At 34.7% G+C, this 22,620-nt stretch carries 20 protein-coding genes; 12 read left to right on the forward strand and 8 right to left on the reverse strand.

What is annotated here, in order from left to right:
- Positions 1-44 precede the first annotated feature (44 nt).
- The 3 genes from DOS84_RS08235 to DOS84_RS08245 form a co-directional block, all read right to left on the reverse strand.
- Positions 45-3,476, reverse strand: coding sequence for a hypothetical protein (locus tag DOS84_RS08235; RefSeq protein WP_111409642.1), 3,432 nt, complete (start codon positions 3,474-3,476; stop codon positions 45-47).
- Between the two features lie 194 nt (positions 3,477-3,670).
- On the reverse strand, positions 3,671-4,927 hold the full coding sequence (locus DOS84_RS08240) for an aspartate kinase (protein WP_111409643.1): 1,257 nt from the start codon (positions 4,925-4,927) through the stop codon (positions 3,671-3,673).
- A 55-nt stretch (positions 4,928-4,982) separates the two neighbouring features.
- Positions 4,983-5,465 carry a GNAT family N-acetyltransferase gene (locus tag DOS84_RS08245; protein WP_111409644.1) on the reverse strand — a complete coding sequence of 161 codons (483 nt, stop codon included), beginning with the start codon at positions 5,463-5,465 and terminating at the stop codon, positions 4,983-4,985.
- Between the two features lie 170 nt (positions 5,466-5,635).
- Between DOS84_RS08245 and fbp the strand changes: the two genes are divergently transcribed.
- Positions 5,636-6,655 (forward strand): class 1 fructose-bisphosphatase, encoded by a 1,020-nt coding sequence (gene fbp / locus DOS84_RS08250; protein WP_111409645.1) that lies wholly within the window; start codon positions 5,636-5,638, stop codon positions 6,653-6,655.
- Positions 6,656-6,714: 59 nt separating this feature from the next.
- Here fbp and DOS84_RS08255 read toward each other — a convergent pair whose 3' ends face one another.
- Positions 6,715-7,146 carry a tellurite resistance TerB family protein gene (locus DOS84_RS08255; protein ID WP_111409646.1) on the reverse strand — a complete coding sequence of 144 codons (432 nt, stop codon included), beginning with the start codon at positions 7,144-7,146 and terminating at the stop codon, positions 6,715-6,717.
- A gap of 187 nt (positions 7,147-7,333) precedes the next feature.
- On the opposite strand from DOS84_RS08255, the gene DOS84_RS08260 reads away from it, so the two are divergent.
- The 4 genes from DOS84_RS08260 (at position 7,334) to DOS84_RS08275 (ending at position 10,442) form a co-directional block, all read left to right on the forward strand.
- Complete coding sequence (locus DOS84_RS08260) at positions 7,334-7,927, forward strand: HupE/UreJ family protein (protein WP_111409647.1); 594 nt, start codon at positions 7,334-7,336, stop codon at positions 7,925-7,927.
- 8 nt (positions 7,928-7,935) lie between these two features.
- Positions 7,936-8,367, forward strand: a complete 432-nt coding sequence (locus DOS84_RS08265) for a deoxycytidylate deaminase (RefSeq protein ID WP_111409648.1) — start codon at positions 7,936-7,938, stop codon at positions 8,365-8,367.
- Between the two features lie 115 nt (positions 8,368-8,482).
- On the forward strand, positions 8,483-10,060 hold the full coding sequence (locus DOS84_RS08270) for a S41 family peptidase (RefSeq protein WP_111409649.1): 1,578 nt from the start codon (positions 8,483-8,485) through the stop codon (positions 10,058-10,060).
- Between the two features lie 70 nt (positions 10,061-10,130).
- Positions 10,131-10,442 (forward strand): hypothetical protein, encoded by a 312-nt coding sequence (locus tag DOS84_RS08275; RefSeq protein WP_111409650.1) that lies wholly within the window; start codon positions 10,131-10,133, stop codon positions 10,440-10,442.
- Between the two features lie 394 nt (positions 10,443-10,836).
- Here the strand turns inward: DOS84_RS08275 and DOS84_RS08280 are convergent, their stop codons facing one another.
- From DOS84_RS08280 to DOS84_RS08290, 3 genes are all read right to left on the reverse strand, one after another.
- Entirely contained in the window at positions 10,837-11,442 is a 606-nt protein-coding gene (locus tag DOS84_RS08280; protein WP_111409651.1) for an FAD-dependent oxidoreductase, read from the reverse strand.
- A gap of 2 nt (positions 11,443-11,444) precedes the next feature.
- Positions 11,445-11,648, reverse strand: a complete 204-nt coding sequence (locus DOS84_RS08285; protein ID WP_077378243.1) for a hypothetical protein — start codon at positions 11,646-11,648, stop codon at positions 11,445-11,447.
- Positions 11,649-11,777: 129 nt separating this feature from the next.
- Entirely contained in the window at positions 11,778-12,356 is a 579-nt protein-coding gene (locus tag DOS84_RS08290; protein ID WP_111409652.1) for a MarC family protein, read from the reverse strand.
- A 214-nt stretch (positions 12,357-12,570) separates the two neighbouring features.
- Between DOS84_RS08290 and DOS84_RS08295 the strand changes: the two genes are divergently transcribed.
- From DOS84_RS08295 to DOS84_RS08320, 6 genes are all read left to right on the forward strand, one after another.
- Complete coding sequence (locus tag DOS84_RS08295; RefSeq protein WP_124020624.1) at positions 12,571-13,419, forward strand: hypothetical protein; 849 nt, start codon at positions 12,571-12,573, stop codon at positions 13,417-13,419.
- A 94-nt stretch (positions 13,420-13,513) separates the two neighbouring features.
- Positions 13,514-14,086: a DUF3109 family protein gene (locus DOS84_RS08300; protein ID WP_111409654.1), complete on the forward strand. Its 573-nt coding sequence runs from the start codon at positions 13,514-13,516 to the stop codon at positions 14,084-14,086.
- Positions 14,087-14,347: 261 nt separating this feature from the next.
- A complete protein-coding gene (locus DOS84_RS08305; protein ID WP_111409655.1) occupies positions 14,348-15,325 on the forward strand; it encodes a ribonucleotide-diphosphate reductase subunit beta in 978 nt (325 codons plus the stop codon).
- A gap of 280 nt (positions 15,326-15,605) precedes the next feature.
- Positions 15,606-17,987: a ribonucleoside-diphosphate reductase subunit alpha gene (locus DOS84_RS08310; protein WP_111409656.1), complete on the forward strand. Its 2,382-nt coding sequence runs from the start codon at positions 15,606-15,608 to the stop codon at positions 17,985-17,987.
- Positions 17,988-18,263: 276 nt separating this feature from the next.
- Positions 18,264-18,968 carry an AAA family ATPase gene (locus DOS84_RS08315; protein WP_111409657.1) on the forward strand — a complete coding sequence of 235 codons (705 nt, stop codon included), beginning with the start codon at positions 18,264-18,266 and terminating at the stop codon, positions 18,966-18,968.
- Positions 18,969-19,119: 151 nt separating this feature from the next.
- Positions 19,120-19,599 (forward strand): RDD family protein, encoded by a 480-nt coding sequence (locus tag DOS84_RS08320; protein ID WP_111409658.1) that lies wholly within the window; start codon positions 19,120-19,122, stop codon positions 19,597-19,599.
- Positions 19,600-19,669: 70 nt separating this feature from the next.
- Here DOS84_RS08320 and metE read toward each other — a convergent pair whose 3' ends face one another.
- On the reverse strand, positions 19,670-21,994 hold the full coding sequence (metE, locus tag DOS84_RS08325; RefSeq protein ID WP_111409659.1) for a 5-methyltetrahydropteroyltriglutamate--homocysteine S-methyltransferase: 2,325 nt from the start codon (positions 21,992-21,994) through the stop codon (positions 19,670-19,672).
- A gap of 156 nt (positions 21,995-22,150) precedes the next feature.
- On the opposite strand from metE, the gene DOS84_RS08330 reads away from it, so the two are divergent.
- Positions 22,151-22,612 (forward strand): Lrp/AsnC family transcriptional regulator, encoded by a 462-nt coding sequence (locus tag DOS84_RS08330; protein WP_111409660.1) that lies wholly within the window; start codon positions 22,151-22,153, stop codon positions 22,610-22,612.
- Positions 22,613-22,620 lie beyond the last annotated feature (8 nt).

A 22,620-nucleotide genomic window follows, 5' to 3' on the forward strand; every position in this document is an offset into this window, starting at 1 on the left:
ACCTAAATTTACTACTTTATTTTTTAATATTGGATTTAAAACTATTAAAAATAAGCTCTTAGCTCCACGCTTCCAGTATGAATAGCATCGCTGGTTTCGCTTTTTCGGCCTTGGTACACAAAATTTAAATCCAAAAACTTGGTTAAATTCATTTGAAATAGGGTTCTCCAGGTTACATTTTGACCTCTTTGCAATCCTTCCAGCATTTGGTATCCCGCTGAAGAAAATTCATTGCCAACAAAGTCATTTTCATACAAAGAGATTTCGCCGTTTACGTTAAACTTGGAATTGCCAACGTAACTAAAAGAAGTGCCAAATCGATTTTGGGTCAAAGTATCCAAACTGCCAATCTGATTTTCCTTGTTGATGTATTCGTAGAAAAGATCTAAGCTAACATTCTTGGAGAAGAGGTAACTGATTTTTGGAGTCCATAAATATCCTTCAATAGTATAGTTTTTTTCTGCAAATGTTTGTGATTCTGTAGCGGTTTTGATGCTTTTAGCCAGTACATCAAACAGCCAGCTTTTTTGTAATAAGTGTTGGTATTGCAATTGATGAAAGCTGTTTTTGTTTTGAATGGTACCAATAGACAACAAGTTTTGAGTTTCGTTTTTTGTGAAAGTGTAGGTAACCGAATTGTCTCTTTTTCCTCTATTGTACGACAGACTATTCGTAAAGGTTTTGATAAGTCCCAAAATGTCTTCCGATGAAGATTCAAATGGATTCAGGGCCAAATGTTCTCCGCTGTTTTTAATCTTTCGATCCATAATAAAGGAAGTCTGCATATAAAAATAGGACAGCTTTTTCTTGAACGAACTACTATTTTGCCAAACAATAGGATTGATTATAAAAGACTGGGAGAATCTGTTTTGATTGGTTTTTATGTAAATCTGATTTGGCAAAAAGATTCGGGTATAGGTCGCCAAATCTGAAAAAGGCGCGATTTCAAATTCTTCCAAATCTTTTATTCCGTTGCCATTGTAATCATTCCAAGTATATTTTCCCTGTCCGGCAGGAACTTCCACGTAAGTGTAATCCTGAAAAGGCATCGCTCCGGAATTGGTTTGGTAGAGTGTATTGCTTTGAATCAATTTGTTGAAAAATTGGTCGTTGTATAGCATTTTTGCATTGAGAGAGGTTGTTGTTTTTAAAGTTGGATCGGTATAATTTAATTGTCTGTAATTGACGAATAAGGATATATCGCGACTCTCAGTTTGAAATAATTTGGTTTGCAGATTATAACTGTTTGAGTTGTTTACTCTTTGAAGCAAGCCGTTTTGAATACTGTCGTTTACTCTTTTTAAATAACCCAATTGGACATAAACTTTAGTACTGTCGCCATGTCCGGCATATATTCCGTATTCCGAAAAGCGTTGGCTTAGTAAAGAGAATTGTTGAGTTGCTTTGTTTTTTTCCTGATTGTCTTCAAAGCGTAAAGTACTGCCAATCCAGTTTTTTTTGGAATTGTAGCGTACATGCGAAAAGTTTCTCAAGAATTTTGTGGTGTTTTCCGAATCATCACTTTTCAAATAACTTCCATCGGTTTTAATGTTCCAATGGTTAAATTCAAATCCTGCGTTGAGGTTGTTCTTTATACCGGAATACGTATTGGAAAGATTGAGTTTCTGGAATGCATAGGTGATTGTGGCGATATTATTGGAGTCTTTATTTGGAATTAAATTAAAATTCAAACCCGTTCCCAATAAGCTTTGGTCTCCCGTTGCTGTTGTGTTTACATTCCAATCTCGGTAGAATTCGATGCTGTTGATACGTTCTACGGGCTTGAACTCTGCTTCTACATCTTGAAAATTGAAGAAAGCATCAATATTCCATTTTTTGGAATACAGCCTCTGTTTGGCGTTAATTTCGCCCGACAGCCCTTGATTGTTGGTGTCGTCTATCGAAGAGAATAAATTTTTATCGTTGTTACTGACGGCCAACTCAAAATCTACAGCAGTTTTTTCTGAAGGATTGTATTTTCCAAAGAAAGTGGCTACTTGGGCTTTTATTGGGGCAGCCAATTGTATGATCGGTTCGTAGTTTCCCTGTGGAATTCCATTTATTGGTGCAACATATTCAAATATTTTGTCAACACTGGTAGGATTTGTCAGTATGTAATTTCCTTTGGCTTGACCGACCAAAGTGAACTGAACATTGAACAATTCGTCATCGGGATTTGTGGAATATTCATAAATAGTTACAGGACCAAGGATGTTTTTTTTATATTGTATTTTCTTTTCGTCATATACGTCAAGAATAGCCGATGGAGCAACCATTAAATTGAGATTGTCTCCGGCTTCCGCCAAAATCTGAGCCTGCTCGGAAGAAAGGTTTTGTTGAACGGGCTGGTTTTTCAAATCATTTTCAGAATAAACCGCTACGCCAAAGTTCCATTTTTTGTCAGTATAACTGGCGCCGTCATAAGTGATGAATCTGGTGTAATTGTTCTCGGAATATTGGTATTCGACCACAATTCGCATTTCGGAAGTAATTGGGAATTGAGAGTTAAACACAATTTCCCCCGAATTATAATCGATGACATAGTCAAATTTTTCGCCTCTTTTTAGCAAAACACCATTGACATAAACCCGCTCCGAACCAATGATGACCAAAACATACAATTCTCCGTTTTGTCCAACTAATTTATACGGCCCCTGATTTCCTTCCTGCCCTTTGAAATTACTGCTGGCATAATTCCCCGTAACCAATCCGCCCGATGCAAAAACATTGGTCTTGCTGTCTTCATTTCCAAAATTGACTGTTGCAGATAGTCCTTGAATTTTTTTGTTGAAAGTAAGGAATCGGGTAGTGTTGTTGCCGATAAAAACATCGCCTGCACGAACATTCCAACTGTCGGTAAAAAGCTCCATGAAAATGTTGTCGTATTGGTTCAACCGTTGCGAATAACTGCCTTCCTGAACGGGAATGTTCGTGTCTTGAATCGAAGCTCTAATACTGACTTTTTCGGATATTTTACCTGTGATTTGAAAGTCTAGATTTGAATTGACCACCGCATTTTGATTGTTGCCAACAGTAACACCACGCGAAAGACTTCCTGTTGCTAAAAGACCATCAAAGGGAATGTTTTTTGGAGCCGAAATACTCTCCATCCTGTACAAATTCTGATTGGTGGCATCGTTGTCAATGATTTTGCTACTGTCGTAAATGGTATATTCCTTGGTTAAAATATCAGGTAGTTTTAGATAATGAACCGTTAGAGAATCAGTAGGAGAGAAGTTTTGTTTTTTGAATAAAACATAACCTTTAGGAAAGTCGATTTGGTACAAAGTACTGTCAACCACTTGATTTTTGGCATCCATTACTTTAAAAAAACTGGAATTGATACTAACATTTTCCAAATGAATGGTGTCGGTCGTAAAAGCTATTTTTTTGGTGGTGTAAGTCGAATCTATTTCTTGCGCCTGAAGCCCAGAAAAATAAAAAATGATAACCCAAAATAATACTTTTTTCAGCATAAATAGTATAACTTCAAAGTGCCAAAAATAGTGTTTATTATTTAAAAATGTGTTAATTAGTCGATGCCGCAATTTGCCATGCAGAAAATGATTTGGAGGATTAAATTTTAAAAAATAAGTAACATTAAGAAACAAAAGAAGGAAGCTGAATTTACAGCTTCCTTCTTTAAAAAAAATGATTTTTTGGTAATATGTTAATTTTCTTTTGTCACAATCTGCATGGTTTCTCTACTAACTTGTTTCAACAAGACTGTTTTGTTTTCTTCCACGGTTTGCGCAGCATTTTCATTGAAATGTCTGATGGTATATAACGTAACATTTTCGGTAAAATCTACTTTGAATTTTTTGGAAAGTATCGCATTCAATTCATTGAAATTTCCAAATTTATCTTCCACACAAACTGAAAAACTAATCGCCGAATTCTGTATTAAGTTTACTTTTAGTTTGAATTGGTGAAACAAACCAAAGATTTCGCTGATGTTTTCTTCCATGATGAAAGAGAAATCTATTGAAGACAATGAAATTAACAATTGGTTTCTTTTTACAATAAAACAAGGCAAATAAGGCTCTAAATCTGGGCCTTTAGCAACGCGGGTTCCTGGCAACAAAGGATTGATAAAAGATTTTACATACAATGGAATTTCTTTTTTCTGTAAGGGTTGTAATGTTTTTGGATGAATAACCGATGCGCCATAAAATGCCAATTCAATGGCTTCGCGATATGAAATTTGATTCAGCAAACTTGCATTTTCAAAATATCTTGGATCGGCATTCATAACCCCAGGAACGTCTTTCCAGATCGTTACGCTTTCGGCATTCAAGCAATAAGCAAAGATTGCGGCGGTATAATCTGAACCTTCACGACCTAAAGTGGTAGTGAAATTATTTTCGTCAGAACCTAGGAATCCTTGGGTAATGTTCAAAATTTTGCGTTTAATGTTATTGGAAATATTTTTTTGCGTCAATTCCCAATCTACTTCCGCATCTCTGTAAGTTGAATCTGTTTTTACAAAGTTTCTTACGTCCAGCCATTGTGTCTGAATACCTTTGAAAGTCATGAAATGACTCAAAATTGTAGTCGAAATCAATTCTCCGTAGCTTACGATTTGGTCATAAACGAAATTGTAATTTGGAGATTTATTATGGGCCAGAAAATATTCTAAATCATTAAACTGAGCATTAACTGCAGCGAAAACTTCATTGGTCCCATCCTCAAACAAATCCAATAAGATTTGATTATGGTATTTTTTTACTTCTTGAACCGATGAATTTAATTCTGAAGATTTGTCAAAATAATTTTTGATAACCTCTTCAAGAGCATTAGTCGTTTTTCCCATTGCCGAAACAATTACTAATACATCCTCGTAACCCACTTGTTGCAAAACGTCATAAACGTTTTTGATACCGGCAGCATCTTTCACAGAAGCACCACCAAATTTAAATACTCTCATTTTATTCAGATTTTCGATTTCAGATTTTATCAAAATGAAATCATATTTTGTCTTTTTAATTTTTTAATTTGTTGTCCACGAAATAGTTAATTCCAGCTTCGTCCATTTGGGCAACGCGCCATTCATCCAATACTTTGGCTCCCGATTTTTCATAAAAATCAATTGCCGGTGTATTCCAGTCCAAAACATTCCAATCGATTCTTCGAACCTTATCTTTTTTGGCCTGTTTGATGATTTCAGAATACAAAGCATAGCCCAACCCGGTTCCGCGCATGCTATCTTTGACTACCAAATCTTCCAAATGGATTGTTTTCCCTTTCCAAGTAGAATATCTATAATAGTATAAAGCAATGCCAACAATTTCATTCTCAACCTCGGCTACAAAAACTTGAAACAATGGATTTGCGCCAAAACCATCACGAATCAAATCTTCTTCGGTAATCAAAACGGCATCCGGCTCTTTTTCGAATACTGCCAGCTCCTGAATTAAGGCTAAAACGCCATGCATGTCTTCTTTTTCTCCTTTGCGTATTTTCATGATTTCGTATTATTATTCTTGAATTCTATTAAAAAACAGTCAAATAGCGACTAGTTTTTGTGGAATATGTAGCAAATATACAATACTGATAAACTATCTAAGTATTATTCTTTTCAATTTCACAAAAAAAACGATATTTGTGACTTCAAACTAACTACATCGATTTCGTAATGGAAGAAAGAAACAAAACACTAGGGGAATTTATTATTGAGAACCAAAAAGCCTTTCAGTATTCATCGGGTGAATTATCCAGGATTATCAACTCAATTCGCTTGGCTGCAAAAGTGGTCAATTACAAAGTAAACAAAGCGGGATTGGTAGATATTGTGGGTGCAGCGGGTGAACAAAATATTCAAGGTGAAGATCAGCAAAAATTGGATGTATATGCCAATGAGATTTTTATCCAAACTTTAATTAACCGCGAAATTGTTTGTGGAATTGCTTCGGAAGAAAATGACGATTTTATCACCGTCGAAGGAAGCGACAGCAGTCATAATAATAAATATGTGCTTTTGATGGATCCGTTAGATGGTTCGTCCAATATTGATGTAAACGTTTCGGTAGGAACTATTTTTTCTGTTTATAGAAGAGTAACACCTATAGGAACTCCGGTTACATTAGAAGATTTTTTACAACCGGGAACGCAACAAGTGGCTGCAGGTTATGTGATTTACGGGACATCGACTATGCTGGTGTACACAACGGGTCATGGTGTAAACGGATTTACATTGAATCCTGCTATTGGGACATTTTATCTTTCACATCCTAATATGAAATTCTCCGAAGACGGAAATATCTATTCCATTAATGAAGGGAATTATGTTCATTTCCCACAAGGCGTGAAAGATTATATTAAATATTGTCAGTTGGAAGAAGAAGATCGTCCTTATACTTCCCGATACATAGGAAGTTTAGTCGCCGATATTCATAGAAATATGATAAAAGGCGGGATTTATATTTATCCAACAAGTTCCAAAGCGCCAAAAGGGAAGTTGCGTTTGTTGTACGAATGTAATCCTATGGCATTTATTGTGGAACAGGCAGGAGGAAAAGCCTCGGATGGTTTTGATAGAATAATGGAAATCCAGCCGACAGAATTACACGAAAGAGTACCTTTCTTTTGCGGTAGCATAAAAATGGTTGAAAAAGCGGAAGAGTTTATGCATAAAGCAAAGCTGAGTAAATATTAAACCAAGAAACAAACCGAAAAATTAAACCAAAAAAACAGCTCCTAAATTGGAGCTGTTTTTTATTTATACATATTCTTCATTTCATATATAAAAGTATCTAGATCTACATGTTTGTCAACTAATTTGAGTGCTTTGTCCACAATATAATTAACATTGGCAGGAGTAAATCCTAGAGCTAATGCAAATTTAACCATTAAGTGTTCTTGCTGATCGCCCAGTTGATGGTCTCTACGTACTATTCGGGCTAGTTTGTGGAGACTTTCCAGTCTTTCAATGTATAGGTATGGCGCGTTGATTGGATATTTGTTCGGATCTTTTAAAATCTCTTTGTATTCTTCTTCGGAAATTTCAAGATCCACAGCAAGTTTGTCGAGAAATTTTTGTTCTTGTTCCGTAATATTTCCACCGGCATAGGCTACCCGCACAATGGCTGAAAAATGGCCTTTGTTTGCTTGGTTGAATTCGCTACTAAATAAATCTGAGAATGGCATAATTGTGGTGTTTAAGGTTTGACATAAAGATAATTAATTTTTCACTAATGATTTTTGTTTTTAATGACTTTTTTGTACGATTGACCTCTATTTTTTATTTTTTTTGAAGAATGATTTTTTAATCAAATATTCCATTTTCAAAATTAATCGTAAGTTTACAACCCCATATCAATTTAATTATTTTATGATGTCAGAATTTTTGATTTACTTTCAAATAGGATTGAAACACGTACTGGATATTCATTCCTATGATCATGTTTTATTTTTAATTGCTTTGTCTGTTCCTTTCTCTTTCAATGATTGGAAAAGGATTTTGCTTTTAGTGACAGTGTTTACTTTAGGCCACACAACTGCATTGTTTCTTTCGGTTTTTGGAATTATTTCAGTTAAGGTAAATGTGGTAGAATTACTTATTCCGATTACAATATTAATAACAGCTCTCTATAATTTGTTTACAGCCGGTAAAACCAGTAAAAATGGAAGCGTCAATATAGTTTTTATAATAACACTATTCTTTGGAATCATTCATGGTTTAGGTTTTTCTAATTATTTTAAAACCATATTAGGAGGAAGTCCAAGTTCGAAGTTATTGCCCATGGCCGAATTTGCACTGGGAATCGAAGCCGCTCAAATTGTGGTAGTGATTGTTGTGTTGATTTTGTCGTATATTGTACAGACAGTATTTCGTTTTTCAAAACGCGATTGGACCTTAGTGATGTCGGCATTTATAATTGGGGTCGTGTTGCCTATGATTCTGGAAAGTGAAATCTGGAAAAGATAATTCAAAGTATGAATAAAGTAAAATTAAATAAATACGACAAAGCTTATCTTAGGATTGCTACAGAATGGGGTTTGTTGTCCTATTGCCAAAGAAAAAAAGTAGGAGCTATCATTGTAAAAGACCGTATGATTATTTCAGACGGATATAATGGGACACCTTCAGGATTTGAAAATTGCTGTGAAGACGAAGAGGGTTTAACACGTTGGGATGTTCTCCATGCTGAGGCAAATGCAATATTGAAAGTAGCCAGATCAACTCAATCCTGCGAAGGGGCGACTTTGTATATCACGCTTTCGCCTTGTAAGGAATGCAGTAAATTGATTCATCAGTCGGGGATAAAAAGAGTGGTGTATCACAATGGATATCGTGATGATTCGGGAATACAATTTTTAATGAAGGCTGGCATAGAAGTAGAACATATTCCTGTTTTGGAAGATTAAGAGAAGAAGATTAAACGATAATGAAATCGCCATTAAAAACAAATTTGTTGTAAACAAATACCAATAAATAAAAAGTGATAACATATATGATTTATAATAAATAACTTTTGCATATATGAAATTCGACAACAAATATTTACCCATACTTATTGGGGGCATTTTTGCTCTTGGAATTTTTATTGGTAGTTTGTCCGGTACTCCTTCCTCCAAATCTTTTATGGCCAAAAAGAATACCAAAGAAAAACTCAATAAACTGATTGATTTCATTGATAACGAATATGTAGATGATGTAAATACGGATTCTATCGTGAGTCTTACGGTAAACAGCATATTGGCAAAATTAGATCCTCATTCAGTTTACATTCCGCCAAGAGATCAAGCCGAAATAGCTGAGACAATGAAAGGTGATTTTGTTGGGATTGGAATTAACTTTTATATGCACAATGATTCTGTTGCAGTCATAAATCCAGTTAAAAATGGCCCTTCGGCAAAAGCAGGAATCAAGGCTGGGGACCGAATTTTGTATGCGGATAAAACTAAGCTGTTTGGTCGGAAATTGCCTAATGACAGTTTGTTTGCCACGTTAAAAGGTCAGGCGGGTTCGCAAATTGAATTGACGGTTTATAGAAAATCCGAACACAAGAAAATAAAGGTTACCATAAAGCGCGATGTAATTCCTTTAAAGAGCGTTGATGTTGCATTACTTTTGGATAAAACAACAGGTTATATCAAGATTAACCGTTTTGCGGAAACTACTTTCGATGAGTTTAAAAAAGGTTTGACTTCTTTGAAAAAACAAGGAATTAAAACACTGGTGATCGATGTTCGGGATAATGGGGGCGGCTATATGGAAGAAGCCATTGCTATTGCCGATGAGTTTTTGAAAGATAAAGAATTAATTGTTTTTACCAAAAGCAAGAAAGAACCAACTGAGAAAACCTATGCTACAGCAGAAGGTAGCTTTGAAACTGGAAATGTATTTGTTTTGATTAATGAGAACAGTGCTTCGGCTAGTGAAATTTTGGCTGGAGCGATCCAGGATAATGATCGCGGAACGATTGTGGGGAGACGTTCATTTGGGAAAGGATTGGTACAGCGTGAAATGGATTTTAATGACGGTTCAGCTGTTCGATTGACTATTGCCAGATATTATACCCCGACAGGAAGGTCTATTCAAAAGCCTTATTCTAAAGGGAATGAGGAATATTTCAAAGAATCGGATAATCGGTTTTTACACGGTGAATTGTATAAAAAAGACAGTATAAAAGTGGTTGATTCTTTAAAATTTAAAACCAAAAAAGGGAAAATTGTTTATGGTGGCGGTGGAATTGTGCCTGATGTTTTTGTGCCTTTGGAAGCGGAACACGGAGCAGAAAATATTTCGTATTTGTTGCAGTCAGGTATTGTGGGACATTTTGTTTTTGAAGAGCTAGACAAAGATAGAAATGCATTTACCAAATTGACTTTCGATCAATTTAAAATACAAATAAGCGCTACCGATTCTTATTTTACTGCTTTCCAAAAATACCTTTCCAAAAACGGTTTGGAGGTTAATCTTGGGAACTATAAAACATTGGTAAAAAGATATATCAATGCAGAGTTTGCGAGACAGTTATTTGGTGATACTTACTACTATGAAATGGTTTTGAAAGACGACGCCATGATAAAAGCCGTGTTGAAGGAAAAACAATAATGCTAAATCTTTGCTTTAAATGTAAAAATGGTAGCTATGTAGTGCTATTAAATAGAAATTAAAAAATGATATGAAAAATACAATTCGATTTTCGGCAGTTTTGATGCTTTTGTTTTTTGTGATTTCCTGTGCCTGTATGAAAGGTAAAAATGAAATTTCTGGTAAAGTTGTAGCTGTTGAGTTTGGAAAAGACGGATACACAGCTAAAATTAGCACTGATAAAAATGAAATTTATTTTGCTGTAATTAGTATCGTAAATGTTGGTGGGCCACAAAATTACAAACTGCTTAAAGAGGGAGAAGAAGTTTCGTTAAAAGGAGAAATTTGGAAAACCGAAACTGAAAAGCACATGAAAGTAAAAGAGATTATTTCTGTTAAGTAAATGGAATTTAATGATTTTCTTAGATTACTCTAATTTGTGAGATTTAAGAAATTGTTTTTAATTAAAGTAAAATATCATTTGAAAGCATTCGATATATTTTCTGTTGTGATTATATTGGAATAACTGCTTTTTTTAGTGTTTTTATTTAGGAAGCCATTAACAGCATAAGCAATTAATTAATCAGCTTCCTTTTTCGTTTATTAGTCGTGTAATTGGAGTGTCGACAATAGGTTTAATAGGATTGAGTGTTTTAATTGCGGTTAATTTTATTTTTGATAAAATTTTTCTCGAGAAAGTAGATTTTGAGGTCTTAAAACAATTAGCTTATACAGGACTTCTTTAGATATTTTCGATTACTTTTCTTGGATGTATTTTGTTTTTCTTTGGTTAAAAGTTACCTAATACTATCGTGGGAATGAGTCTGAATGCCTTCGTTCCATAAAGTAAGTAAATCTGTAGCGACAGCGGCACCACTTCCTGCGGCAATAGCCAATTGACTTCTCCAGCCTGCAAGTGTTCCTATAACATAAATACCATCGGCCACTTTATGGTCAATATTCTTAAGCTGAATCCTTTGTTTTTCGGGTAGTGCTTTTTTGTGAGGTTCCACAAACTGCATTAAACCTTCGATAGCAAATGTGTTTGCTGAGCCAATGCCAATTACAATGTTAACAGTTTTGTAAGTATTTTTGTTTGTAATAACCGTAAATTCGGGATAGTAGCCCTCGATTTTCAATACTTTTTCTTCAGGGATTTGAATAATATGGGGATAAATATTGGATAAATGATCGATGCTCTCAATTAGTAATTCCGAACCTAATTTTCCAGGAGGAATTCCGTAAGCATTGTTGAAAAGGGCCTCTTGAAGAGATGAAGTCTTTTGATGCGTGAGAATTCCGATCTTCTTAGACGAAACAAAAGCTTTCTTTTTAGCAGAACCCAATACCATTGCGCATGATATTCCGGAAACGCCACCGCCTATAATTAATACGTCAAACACAGTTATGCGTTGTCGTTCATTTTTTCAACTATTTTTTTAGACATTCTAAAAATAAGAAGAATTAATACTGCACAAAATGAAGCGACTACACCAACGAACGCCACTACGCTATCTCCTTTGAATGGATTTTGAAAATCAATTAAAGTAATGTTGAAAATAAGAAGCGCAACTGCCAAAAGCACTAAGATGTTAGTGAAAATTTTCATAGGTTTAATTTTTTTTAGAAAAAAATGCCAAAGTATTTTTGAGTCTAATTTTGAAATAAAAATTGCTTAAAATGGGCTGTAATCTTTGGCGAATAAAATATTTAGGGGGTAAATTTATAATTTTTTTTTTTAGACAAACAAACCTTTAACATTAGCGGCGAATAATTTAACAGCTATTGCTAAAAGTACTACACCAAAAGTCTTACGAATTACGCCAAGTCCATTTTGTCCTAGCATTTTTTCAATTTTTCCGGATGATTTCAGGACTATATAAACCAATATAATGTTTAATATAATTGCCAGGACAATATTCAGGGTATGAAATTGGGAACGCAAAGAAAGTAAAGTGGTCATTGTTCCTGCACCTGCAATCAATGGAAATGCCAATGGTACAATTGATGCAGAACTAGCTTCTTCATCTCGATAAATACGAATACCTAAAATCATTTCTAAGGCCAAAAAGAATAATACAAAAGAACCTGCCACTGCAAATGAATGGACATCAATTCCTATTAGACTTAAAAATTCCTCTCCAATAAATAGAAATAATATCATAATCAATCCAGCTACCAAAGCTGCTTTTTCTGATTCGATGTGGCCGTGTTTGGCTCTCAATCCTACTATTATTGGAATAGATCCTACTATATCAATTACGGCGAAAAGTACCATTCCTACAGTTATTATTTCCTTTAAATCAAAATCCATCATAAGTATTACTTTTTATGAAAAGTTAGGGTAAAGTTTTTTGTGTTTCAAAAATACGGTTATTTTTTTCATTTTGGGAATTCTATTATTAAATGATTTAGGCGTCAGTTTTTTTGCTTTTTATTGAATTATAAAAATAGGATAAATCAAACGTTAAAATATTTAACTTACTGAAAATCAATTAGTAAATTTGTTTGTAATTTTAAATATTGTAACTATGAAAAAGATGTGGTTTGTTATAGTATTCTTGGTTCTGTTGTTCTCATTTGATAGTTCACAGGCGCAGATTTGGAAACAAGTTCAAAAAGCGGCAGAGCAGCATGCGATGAATAAAGCTTCGCAAAAGGTAAATAAGGAAATGGACAAAGCGGTAGATTCAAGTGTAGATCAAAATGTAGATTCAAGTGCAAATCAAAATGTAAATATGAATGATGCCATTTTGGGTTACGGAAAAAACCGGGTGGATGCTTCTGTAGTTCCAAATTCGTATGTTTTTAGTTGGAAATACGTTATGGAAATTAAAAGTGATGAAAGCAAAGCTATGAATGCGGATTATTTACTTGAACCTAATGCGTCTTATTTTGGATTCAATGTTGGGCAAGATGAAGGGCAAAGTATGTTGATGATAATGGATACCAAAAACAGGATTACGGTAAGCTGTTTTGGCAGTGGCAAAGATAAGATGGCTTCGGCTTCTAAAATGGCGGATTATTCTGAAATGGCAAAAAGGGAGGGAGAGAAGTCGAAATTTACATATAAAGCATTGCCCAATAAAATATTTTTAGGGTACAATTGTAAAGGAATTCAGGCTACAAATGATGAATATGATATCGTTTTTTATTACACAAATGAGGCCAAAGTGAGTTTTGGGGATATGTTTAAAAATCAAAAAAAATGGAAAATGCCCGATGCTTTAGCAGGATATTTCAAACCAGATGAAAAAACCTTGTTGATGGATATGAGTATGAAAGATTTGAAAAACAAAGGAAAAGTGACGACTATGAAATGTGTTAGTTTGGAGAAAAACGCTTACGTGTTCAATAAAGCAGATTATAAATTTATGTAGGTAAAATAGTTGCAATGTGTTAATTTGTCTGATTTGGGAATATATGTTTGTGAGTGGGTTTTTTATTTCTTGAATCTTTGGTTACCTTTGCAAAATGTTTCAACTAGGAAAAACCATCGTCTCGGAGGATATACTCGAAAAAGAATTTGTTTGTAATTTGTCAGCGTGCAAAGGAGCTTGTTGTGTCGATGGCGATGCAGGGGCGCCATTGAGTTTGGCAGAAACAAAAATATTAGAAGAAATATATCCAAAAGTGAAACCATTTTTGAGAAAACAAGGAATTGAGGCTATAGAAGCCCAAGGAACTTGGGTAAATGGAGCTGATGGGGATCTTGAAACTCCGCTAATTGACAATAAAGATTGTGCCTACGTTATTTTTGACGGAAGAACTGCTCTTTGTGGAATTGAGCAAGCCTACAATCAAGGTATAATAGACTGGAAAAAACCTGTTTCCTGTCATTTGTATCCAATACGGGTTAAAGATTTTACTGAGTTTGCAGCTGTTAATTATGACAAATGGGACATTTGTGATGCAGCTTGTTCTTTAGGACAAGAACTCGAAGTTCCTGTGTATAAATTTGTCAAAGAAGCTCTTATTCGCCGCTTTGGTGAAGATTGGTATTTGGAACTTGAAAAAGTGGCCGAAGACTTAAAAAAAGGTTTGTAAAAATTAATGTTAAACTTCTATTCTTTTATTTTAAAATTCCTATATTTTACAGGTGTTTAAGGCTTTGTACTGCGCTTAATTCATTGGTATTCAATTAAATGCATTTTGTATGAAAAATATTCCCATTTTTATTTTTTGTTAAAAACTATGAGCTATTGTGAATAAGTTTGACTTTTAATAACGGCATTATTTCACAATCTTTGTAATTCGCTTTTCGCATCTATTTTCAGTATAAAAATCAAAATAAACAAACAAAATCTAATGTCTCAAATAGAACCAATTTTACAAGAAAACAAAAATCGTTTCGTGATTTTTCCAATTAAGCATCATGATATTTGGGAAAGATATAAAATGATGGAAGCCAGTTTCTGGACTGCTGAAGAAATTGATTTGTCACAAGATTTAAACGACTGGAATAATAAGTTGAGTGATGATGAGCGTTACTTTATAAAACACATTCTTGCTTTTTTTGCAGCTTCGGATGGAATTGTAAATGAAAATTTGGCTGAGAATTTTGTGAATGAAGTGCAATATGCAGAAGCTAAATTTTTCTATGGTTTCCAAATCATGATGGAAAATATTCATAGTGAAACCTATTCACTTTTGATAGATACTTATGTAAAGGACGAAGGCGAAAAATCTGATTTGTTTAATGCTTTAGATGTTTTTCCAGCTATTAAAAAGAAAGCAGACTGGGCTTTGAAATGGATTGAGTCTGATTCTTTTGCCGAAAGATTAATTGCTTTTGCAGCGGTAGAAGGGATTTTCTTTTCAGGAGCGTTTTGTTCTATTTATTGGTTGAAAAAACGTGGATTGATGCCAGGATTGACTTTCTCTAATGAGCTGATTTCTCGTGATGAAGGAGTTCACTGTGATTTTGCAGTGCATTTACACAATCACCATTTGATTAATAAAGTACCAAAAGAAAGAATAAGAAGCATTATCGTTGATGCTTTGAATATCGAAAGAGAATTTATTACCGAATCGCTTCCAGTAAGTTTGATCGGGATGAATGCGGGCTTAATGACTCAATACTTAGAATTTGTTGCCGATAGATTATTGGTAGAATTGGGTTGTGACAGAGAATACAATGTTGCCAATCCATTTGATTTCATGGATATGATTTCACTTCAAGGAAAAACTAATTTCTTTGAGAAAAAAGTTGCTGAATATCAAAAATCGGGAGTTAAAGTTACTGAAGGTGATTCCCAAAAAATTAGCTTTGACGCTGATTTTTAGATTGAAGTTTTGAATTTCAAATATTTCCTATAGTGCTTGATAGCGCTAAAAAAATAAAAAATAATTATAATTAAATAGTTTTTGTAAGATCCCCAAATCTAAAAACTAAGTTAATTCAGCCTGATTAATTTTGGGTCAAATGACGACGTTTTGTTTCATCTCATTTATGCGATGAAACAGAATATCTAATTGGTTTATGGATTGACTGTGAGTAAAAAATGATTTATGAATTCCTGCTATTTGTAAATCACAATTCATTAATTAAAAAATTGATAAAAGTATGTTTGTAGTAAAAAGAGACGGCCACAAGGAACCTGTAATGTTTGATAAAATTACAGAGAGAATCAAAAAGTTATGTTACGGCTTGAACGAATTGGTAGATCCAGTTAAAGTTGCTATGCGAGTTATTGAAGGTTTGTATGATGGAGTTTCCACATCAGAACTTGACAATCTTGCTGCTGAAACTGCTGCATCAATGACTATTGCTCATCCGGATTATGCACAATTGGCAGCTCGTATTGCGATATCAAACTTACATTCGAATACCAAAAAATCATTCTCGGAAACAATGAATGAGATGTTTCATTACATCAATCCAAGAACCAACCAAGAATCACCTTTATTGGCCGAAGAGGTTCATAGAGTGATTATGGAAAATGCGGAGTTTTTGGATTCGCATATCATTTATAACAGAGATTTTAACTACGATTATTTTGGTTTTAAAACACTGGAACGTTCGTATTTATTGAAAATAAACGGAAAAATAGTAGAGCGTCCGCAGCACATGTTGATGCGTGTTTCTGTTGGGATTCACTTAGACGATTTAAAATCGGTAATGGAGACGTATGACTTAATGTCTAAAAAATTCTTTACCCATGCAACACCAACATTATTCAACGCAGGTACACCAAAACCTCAAATGTCTTCTTGCTTTCTTTTGGCAATGCAGGATGATAGTATTGATGGTATTTACGATACTTTAAAACAAACTGCCAAAATCTCACAATCAGCGGGAGGAGTTGGGCTTTCTATCCATAATGTTCGTGCGACTGGTTCTTACATTCGCGGTACAAACGGTACTTCAAACGGAATTGTACCAATGTTGAGAGTGTTTAATGATACTGCTCGTTATGTGGATCAAGGTGGAGGAAAACGAAAAGGTAGTTTTGCTATTTATATTGAAACTTGGCATGCTGATATCTTTGATTTCTTGGATCTGAAAAAGAATACAGGAAAAGAAGAAATGCGCGCAAGAGATTTGTTCTTTGCGATGTGGACTTCGGATTTATTCATGAAGCGTGTACAGGAAGATTCTACTTGGACTTTGATGTGTCCTAATGAATGTCCAGGTTTGTATGATGTGTATGGGGAAGAATTCGAAGCTTTATATACTGATTACGAATTTAGAGGAAAAGGTAGAAAAACCATCAAAGCACGTGAATTGTGGGAGAAAATCCTTGAGTCACAAATCGAGACTGGAACTCCTTATATGTTGTATAAAGACGCTGCTAACAGAAAATCAAATCAAAAAAATCTAGGTACGATTCGTTCTTCGAATTTGTGTACCGAGATTATGGAATATACGTCAAGTGATGAGGTGGCGGTTTGTAATTTAGCTTCTATTTCTTTGCCAATGTTTGTAGAGAATGGAGCTTTCAATCACCAATTATTGTATGATGTAACCAAGCGTGTGACTCGTAACTTGAACAGAGTAATCGACAGAAATTACTATCCAGTAAAAGAAGCCGAAAATTCCAATATGCGTCACAGACCAATTGGGCTTGGAGTACAAGGTCTTGCCGATGCTTTTATTATGTTGCGTTTGCCTTTTACAAGTGATGAAGCTAAAATATTAAACCAAGAAATATTTGAAACCCTTTACTTTGCAGCTTGTACCGCCTCTATGGAAATGGCAATCGAAGAAGGTCCTTATTCTACTTTCAAAGGTTCTCCAATGTCAAATGGAGAATTCCAACACAATTTGTGGGGAATGAAAGACGAAGAATTATCAGGAAGATGGGACTGGGATTCACTTAGAAAAGAAGTGGTGAAAAACGGTGTTCGTAACTCATTGTTAGTTGCACCAATGCCAACGGCTTCGACTTCTCAAATTTTGGGTAACAACGAAGCATTTGAACCGTATACTTCTAATATTTATACAAGACGTGTATTGTCTGGTGAATTTATTGTGGTGAACAAGCATTTATTACACGATTTAGTAAAATTAGGATTGTGGAATGACAATTTGAAACAAGAAATCATGCGTCATAACGGATCGGTTCAAAACATCGACATCATTCCGCAAGACTTGAAAGAATTGTACAAAACCGTTTGGGAAATGTCTATGAAAGATATCATTGATATGTCTCGTCAAAGAGGGTATTTCGTAGATCAATCACAATCATTGAACTTGTTTATGCAAGATGCCAATTATTCAAAACTGACTTCAATGCACTTCTACGCTTGGCAATCTGGTTTGAAAACAGGTATGTATTATTTGAGAACCAAAGCGGCAGTTGACGCTATCAAGTTTACTTTGAACAATGATAAAAAACAAGAAGATCTTCCGGTAACAGAAGCAATCGATGTTGAAGATTTCAAAGCAATGTTGCTTAAAGCACAAGCTGCTGATCCTGAAGATTGCGAAATGTGTGGGTCGTAATCAGAAAATAGATTAAAGAACAAAGAATAAAGAAAAGCAGCCGTCGTAATGATGGCTGTTTTTTTTAGGAGCTAATCCCGCTTTCCGTTTCAAACGAAGTTCACTGAATTCCTATGAAAATAAATATTAAGTGAAGTAATCTTTTTATATCGTCCCAAAAGACGATATAAAAAGGATTTCCGCTATAATCGGGGCTAAAAGACATGCGTTTTCATAATTTAATTTATCTAAATTTGTGGAATTGATTTAAAGATATTATTTTAAAATCCAATTCCCTTGAGTTTATTATATTTTACAGACCGAAGCATTGTTCATCTCGAAGATGTAGTGTTTAACGAAGCCGTTTCCGAGCAAATTAATCAGTTCTTGAAGGAATATCAGTTTCGTTCCGTTTTGGAGCAATACGAGTTGCCTGTGGTTAATAAAATACTGTTGCACGGAAAAACAGGCTGTGGCAAAACCATGACGGCGAAAGCCATTGCCAGAAAACTGGATAAAAAACTAATCATTGTCAATCTCTCCCGAATTGTTTCTTCCAAATTGGGAGAAACCTCCAAGAATATTGAAGGACTGTTCAAGGAAGTGCAATACGAAAGTTCGGTTTTGTTTTTCGATGAATTTGATTCTTTGGGTCAAATCCGGGATTATGACAACAAAGACAGTACCGAGATGAAACGGGTAGTCAACTCGATTATTCAACTAATTGATAATTTTCCCAATCGTTCAGTGTTATTGGCTGCGACCAATCAAATCCAAATGATAGACGAGGCCTTGGTGCGTCGTTTCGAAATGCAATTGGAATTTACCGCTCCTTCCAAGGAGGTTCTGGATAATTATTACTCTAAATTACTCGCAAAATATCCTGTAGAGTTTCAAAAAGTAACCCGTATTTATGATATTACTTTTGCGGAAGCGAAAAATCATTTACTCAAAGAAGTGAAAAATAACATTATTCAGGCGGAAATTAATAAGCAAAAGTAAATGGGTTTAATTTAATAAACCTTAGTTTCTTGATGTACAAACCGCATTGTAATTGGTAGTTTTATAGTCGATATTTATGAAAATAATTCCTTATATTTGAGGTAGTTATTGTTTTTGATGTATTTTTTTAGACCATTAAAAAATAAAAAATATGGAACATAAAAAATTTACAATTACGGATGATTTATTGGCTTCACAGGGACAGCGTTTGGCGAATTTGATCATTGATTTAGTGGTGCAATATATTATTTGGATCAGTATTGGCGAAACTATATTCATATTAGCGGATGTTGCTAGTGGTTCTTTCCTTAAGACTTGGATTAGTACTATGGGAATATTAGAAAAAGGGATTACTTTTGCTATTATTTCCGGTTTCTACTATTATTTGACTGAGTTGTATTTCTCTCGTTCAATGGCAAAATTTTTGACAAAAACCTATATAATCATGAAAGATGGTTCCAAACCAAATTATAAAAGCATCTTGAAACGTACACTCTGTAGATTTATTCCGTTTGAAATTTTTTCTTTTTTAGGCGGTACGGCGGTAGGATGGCACGATTCTATGTCTGAGACCTATGTGGTTAAAAAACAAGAATTTGAAAAACAAAAGAAAATTATTATTTTGCCTTAAACGGATAATATATAATGATTTGTATAAAATGAAACCCTAGTAAATTGTAAAATCTACTAGGGTTTTTAGTTTAAACAGAAGCAATATTCTCAACAGCAGCCCGCATTTCTTTTGCAGAAGCAACCATTTCAATCAAGGCTTTTTTTGTTTCTTCCCAATGTCTTGTTTTTAAACCACAATCAGGATTTACCCAAAGTTGGTCAACCGGAATAACTGCCGAAGCTTTTTCTAATAATTTTATCATTTCGTTACGTGATGGCACGCGTGGTGAGTGAATGTCATAAACTCCTGGACCTATTTCGTTGGGGTATTTAAAATCAGCAAAAGCATCCAATAATTCCATTTGCGAACGCGAACATTCTATGGTAATCACATCGGCATCCATATCGGCAATGTTTTGAATAATATCATTGAACTCACTGTAGCACATATGGGTGTGAATTTGTGTATCGTCCTTTACGCCACTGGACGAAATTCTAAAGGCTTTTATTGCCCAGTCCAGATAAGTATCCCATTCTTCTTTGCGCAATGGTAACCCTTCTCGAATTGCAGGTTCGTCAATTTGAATGATTTTGATTCCTGCTTTTTCTAAATCGACTGCTTCATCACGAATCGCCAAAGCAATTTGGGTACAGGTTTCAGAACGCGGTTGATCGTTACGTACAAATGACCATTGCAAAATAGTAACAGGACCGGTTAGCATTCCTTTTACCCATTTTGGCGTAAGTGATTGCGCAAATTCAGCCCATTTTACAGTCATCGGATTTGGTCTGGAAACATCACCGTAAATCACGGGCGGTTTCACATAACGGCTACCGTAACTTTGTACCCAACCATTTTTGGTAAAAGTAAATCCGTCTAACTGCTCACCAAAGTATTCCACCATATCGTTGCGTTCGAATTCTCCGTGAACCAAAACATCAATACCTGTTTCTTCTTGAAAGCGAATCGTTTCTTCGGTTTCTTTTTGAAGTAAATCATTGTATTGTTCTTGATTCAGTTCACCTTTTTTGAACTTGGCTCTCCAGCTTCTTACTTCGGTTGTCTGTGGAAAAGAACCAATTGTTGTTGTTGGAAACAAAGGAAGATTCAATACGTTTATTTGTTTTTTTCTTCGAATGGCGAAGGTGTTTTCTCTTTTTGAATCCTTTGCTGTAATTGAAGATACACGGTTTTTTACGGAAGGGTTGTGTATTAGTTTGGATGTTTTGCGGTTTTCATTAGCAAGGGTGTTTTCAATGAATCGCAATGAAGTTTCAGCTTCTTGTTCATTTGAAGCAAAAGATTTTAAAAGTGTCACTTCCTCAATTTTTTGTTTGGCGAAAGCCAACCATTGCTTGATTTCGGGAGTTAATGTGTCGTCATTGGTTTCCAAATCCAAATCACACGGACTGTGAATAAGGGAGCAAGAAGGAGCAATCATCACTCGATTTTGGCCAATGGCATTTGTCGCTTTTTGAATTAAAGCTAAAGACCTTTTGAAATCATTTTTCCAAATATTTCTTCCGTCAACAACTCCAAGTGAAAGTGTCGTGTCTTTGGAGAAAAGATTTGACTCTAAAATATCATCCAACTGAGACGAGCAACGCACCAAATCCAAATGCAAAGTGTGAACAGGCAAAGCCAAAACAGTATCTAGGTTTTCGCCAAAACAGTCGAAATAATTGGCCAAAATGATTTTTAGGGATGGAAATTTTTTGTTGATTTCGTTGTAAACGTGTGTAATGGCATTACACTCTTTGTCGCTTAAGTTCAATGCTAAAAAAGGTTCGTCTATTTGAATCCATTCTGCCCCTTCTTTTTCTAAAGCACTAAGAATTTCGAAATAAACAGGCAATAATTTATCGATAAGCTCAATTCTATGAAAACCTTCTTCTTTTTCTTTTCCGAGCAATAAATAGGAAACAGGGCCAATAAGTACGGGTTTTGTTGTAATTCCTAGTTTTTTGGCCTCAATGAATTCGGCGATTATTTTGGTCGAAAACAATTCAAATTTTTGGTTTTCTGTAAACTCAGGAACAATATAATGGTAGTTGGTGTCAAACCATTTGGTCATTTCCATAGCTACGACATCTTGACCTTCTTTTTGAGCCCCTCTTGCCATAGCAAAATACAAATCCAGGGAATTGTTTGTCTTTGAAAAATCTTGATAGCGCTCCGGAATCGCGCCCAACATCAGAGTCAAATCCAATACGTGGTCATAAAGGGAGAAATCATTGGAAGGAATTAAATCAATGCCTTTGTCTGCTTGCAATTGCCAATTTTGCTTTCTGATTGTAGCGGCAGTCGCCAATAAATCTTCTGCCGAAATTTTGTTGGCCCAATACAGTTCATTCGCTTTTTTTAATTCTCTGTTGCTGCCAATTCGTGGGTAACCTAAATTGTTTGTTTTCATTTTGTTTTAGTATTTATTACTGAACAAAATTATATCCTTTGGTAATTAATATTAAATTATCTGTTTGTTTCAGTAAAATGATGTTTATTTTGTAATTTTTACAGTAATTTGTTCTAAATAAAATTTTGTAACTGAATTCTAACAGTAATAAAAGCTATGGAAAATATTGATTCTATCGATTTACAAATCTTAAAACAGCTGCAGGAAAACTCCAATATCAACATAAAAGAGCTTGCAAGTAAACTATTCCTGACGGCAACTCCCGTTTATGAGCGTATAAAGCGACTGGAACGCGATGGTTACATAATGAAATATGTGGCTTTATTGGACAAGAAAAAAATGAATCTTGGAATGACCGTTTTTTGCAATGTTCGGCTAAAGGAGCATGCCAAAAACGTGGGAAGTAATTTTGTAAAAGACATCGTTGCACTTCCCGAAATTATCGAATGCTATAATATTGCGGGCGATTATGATTTTATGCTGAAAATCCTCGTCGAAGACATGTCCAGTTATCAGGATTTTGTGATGAACAAACTCTCCACTATCGAAAACATCGGGAATACCCAAAGTGTTTTTGTTATGGGCGAAATCAAGCATAGTACAGCATTGGCTATTTAATACACTAA

The organism is Flavobacterium aquariorum, assembly GCF_003254745.1.
In the GTDB taxonomy this organism is placed as follows: domain Bacteria; phylum Bacteroidota; class Bacteroidia; order Flavobacteriales; family Flavobacteriaceae; genus Flavobacterium; species Flavobacterium aquariorum.

Excerpts from the sequence above, each read along its gene's own strand:
- DOS84_RS08235 (WP_111409642.1), bottom strand. The coding sequence starts at position 3,476 with ATGCTGAAAAAAGTATTATTTTGGGTTATCATTTTTTATTTTTCTGGG.
- DOS84_RS08240 (WP_111409643.1), bottom strand. The coding sequence starts at position 4,927 with ATGAGAGTATTTAAATTTGGTGGTGCTTCTGTGAAAGATGCTGCCGGT.
- DOS84_RS08245 (WP_111409644.1), bottom strand. The coding sequence starts at position 5,465 with ATGAAAATACGCAAAGGAGAAAAAGAAGACATGCATGGCGTTTTAGCC.
- fbp (WP_111409645.1), top strand. The coding sequence starts at position 5,636 with ATGGAAGAAAGAAACAAAACACTAGGGGAATTTATTATTGAGAACCAA.
- DOS84_RS08255 (WP_111409646.1), bottom strand. The coding sequence starts at position 7,146 with ATGCCATTCTCAGATTTATTTAGTAGCGAATTCAACCAAGCAAACAAA.
- DOS84_RS08260 (WP_111409647.1), top strand. The coding sequence starts at position 7,334 with ATGTCAGAATTTTTGATTTACTTTCAAATAGGATTGAAACACGTACTG.
- DOS84_RS08265 (WP_111409648.1), top strand. The coding sequence starts at position 7,936 with ATGAATAAAGTAAAATTAAATAAATACGACAAAGCTTATCTTAGGATT.
- DOS84_RS08270 (WP_111409649.1), top strand. The coding sequence starts at position 8,483 with ATGAAATTCGACAACAAATATTTACCCATACTTATTGGGGGCATTTTT.
- DOS84_RS08275 (WP_111409650.1), top strand. The coding sequence starts at position 10,131 with ATGAAAAATACAATTCGATTTTCGGCAGTTTTGATGCTTTTGTTTTTT.
- DOS84_RS08285 (WP_077378243.1), bottom strand. The coding sequence starts at position 11,648 with ATGAAAATTTTCACTAACATCTTAGTGCTTTTGGCAGTTGCGCTTCTT.
- DOS84_RS08290 (WP_111409652.1), bottom strand. The coding sequence starts at position 12,356 with ATGATGGATTTTGATTTAAAGGAAATAATAACTGTAGGAATGGTACTT.
- DOS84_RS08295 (WP_124020624.1), top strand. The coding sequence starts at position 12,571 with ATGAAAAAGATGTGGTTTGTTATAGTATTCTTGGTTCTGTTGTTCTCA.
- DOS84_RS08300 (WP_111409654.1), top strand. The coding sequence starts at position 13,514 with ATGTTTCAACTAGGAAAAACCATCGTCTCGGAGGATATACTCGAAAAA.
- DOS84_RS08305 (WP_111409655.1), top strand. The coding sequence starts at position 14,348 with ATGTCTCAAATAGAACCAATTTTACAAGAAAACAAAAATCGTTTCGTG.
- DOS84_RS08310 (WP_111409656.1), top strand. The coding sequence starts at position 15,606 with ATGTTTGTAGTAAAAAGAGACGGCCACAAGGAACCTGTAATGTTTGAT.
- DOS84_RS08320 (WP_111409658.1), top strand. The coding sequence starts at position 19,120 with ATGGAACATAAAAAATTTACAATTACGGATGATTTATTGGCTTCACAG.
- metE (WP_111409659.1), bottom strand. The coding sequence starts at position 21,994 with ATGAAAACAAACAATTTAGGTTACCCACGAATTGGCAGCAACAGAGAA.
- DOS84_RS08330 (WP_111409660.1), top strand. The coding sequence starts at position 22,151 with ATGGAAAATATTGATTCTATCGATTTACAAATCTTAAAACAGCTGCAG.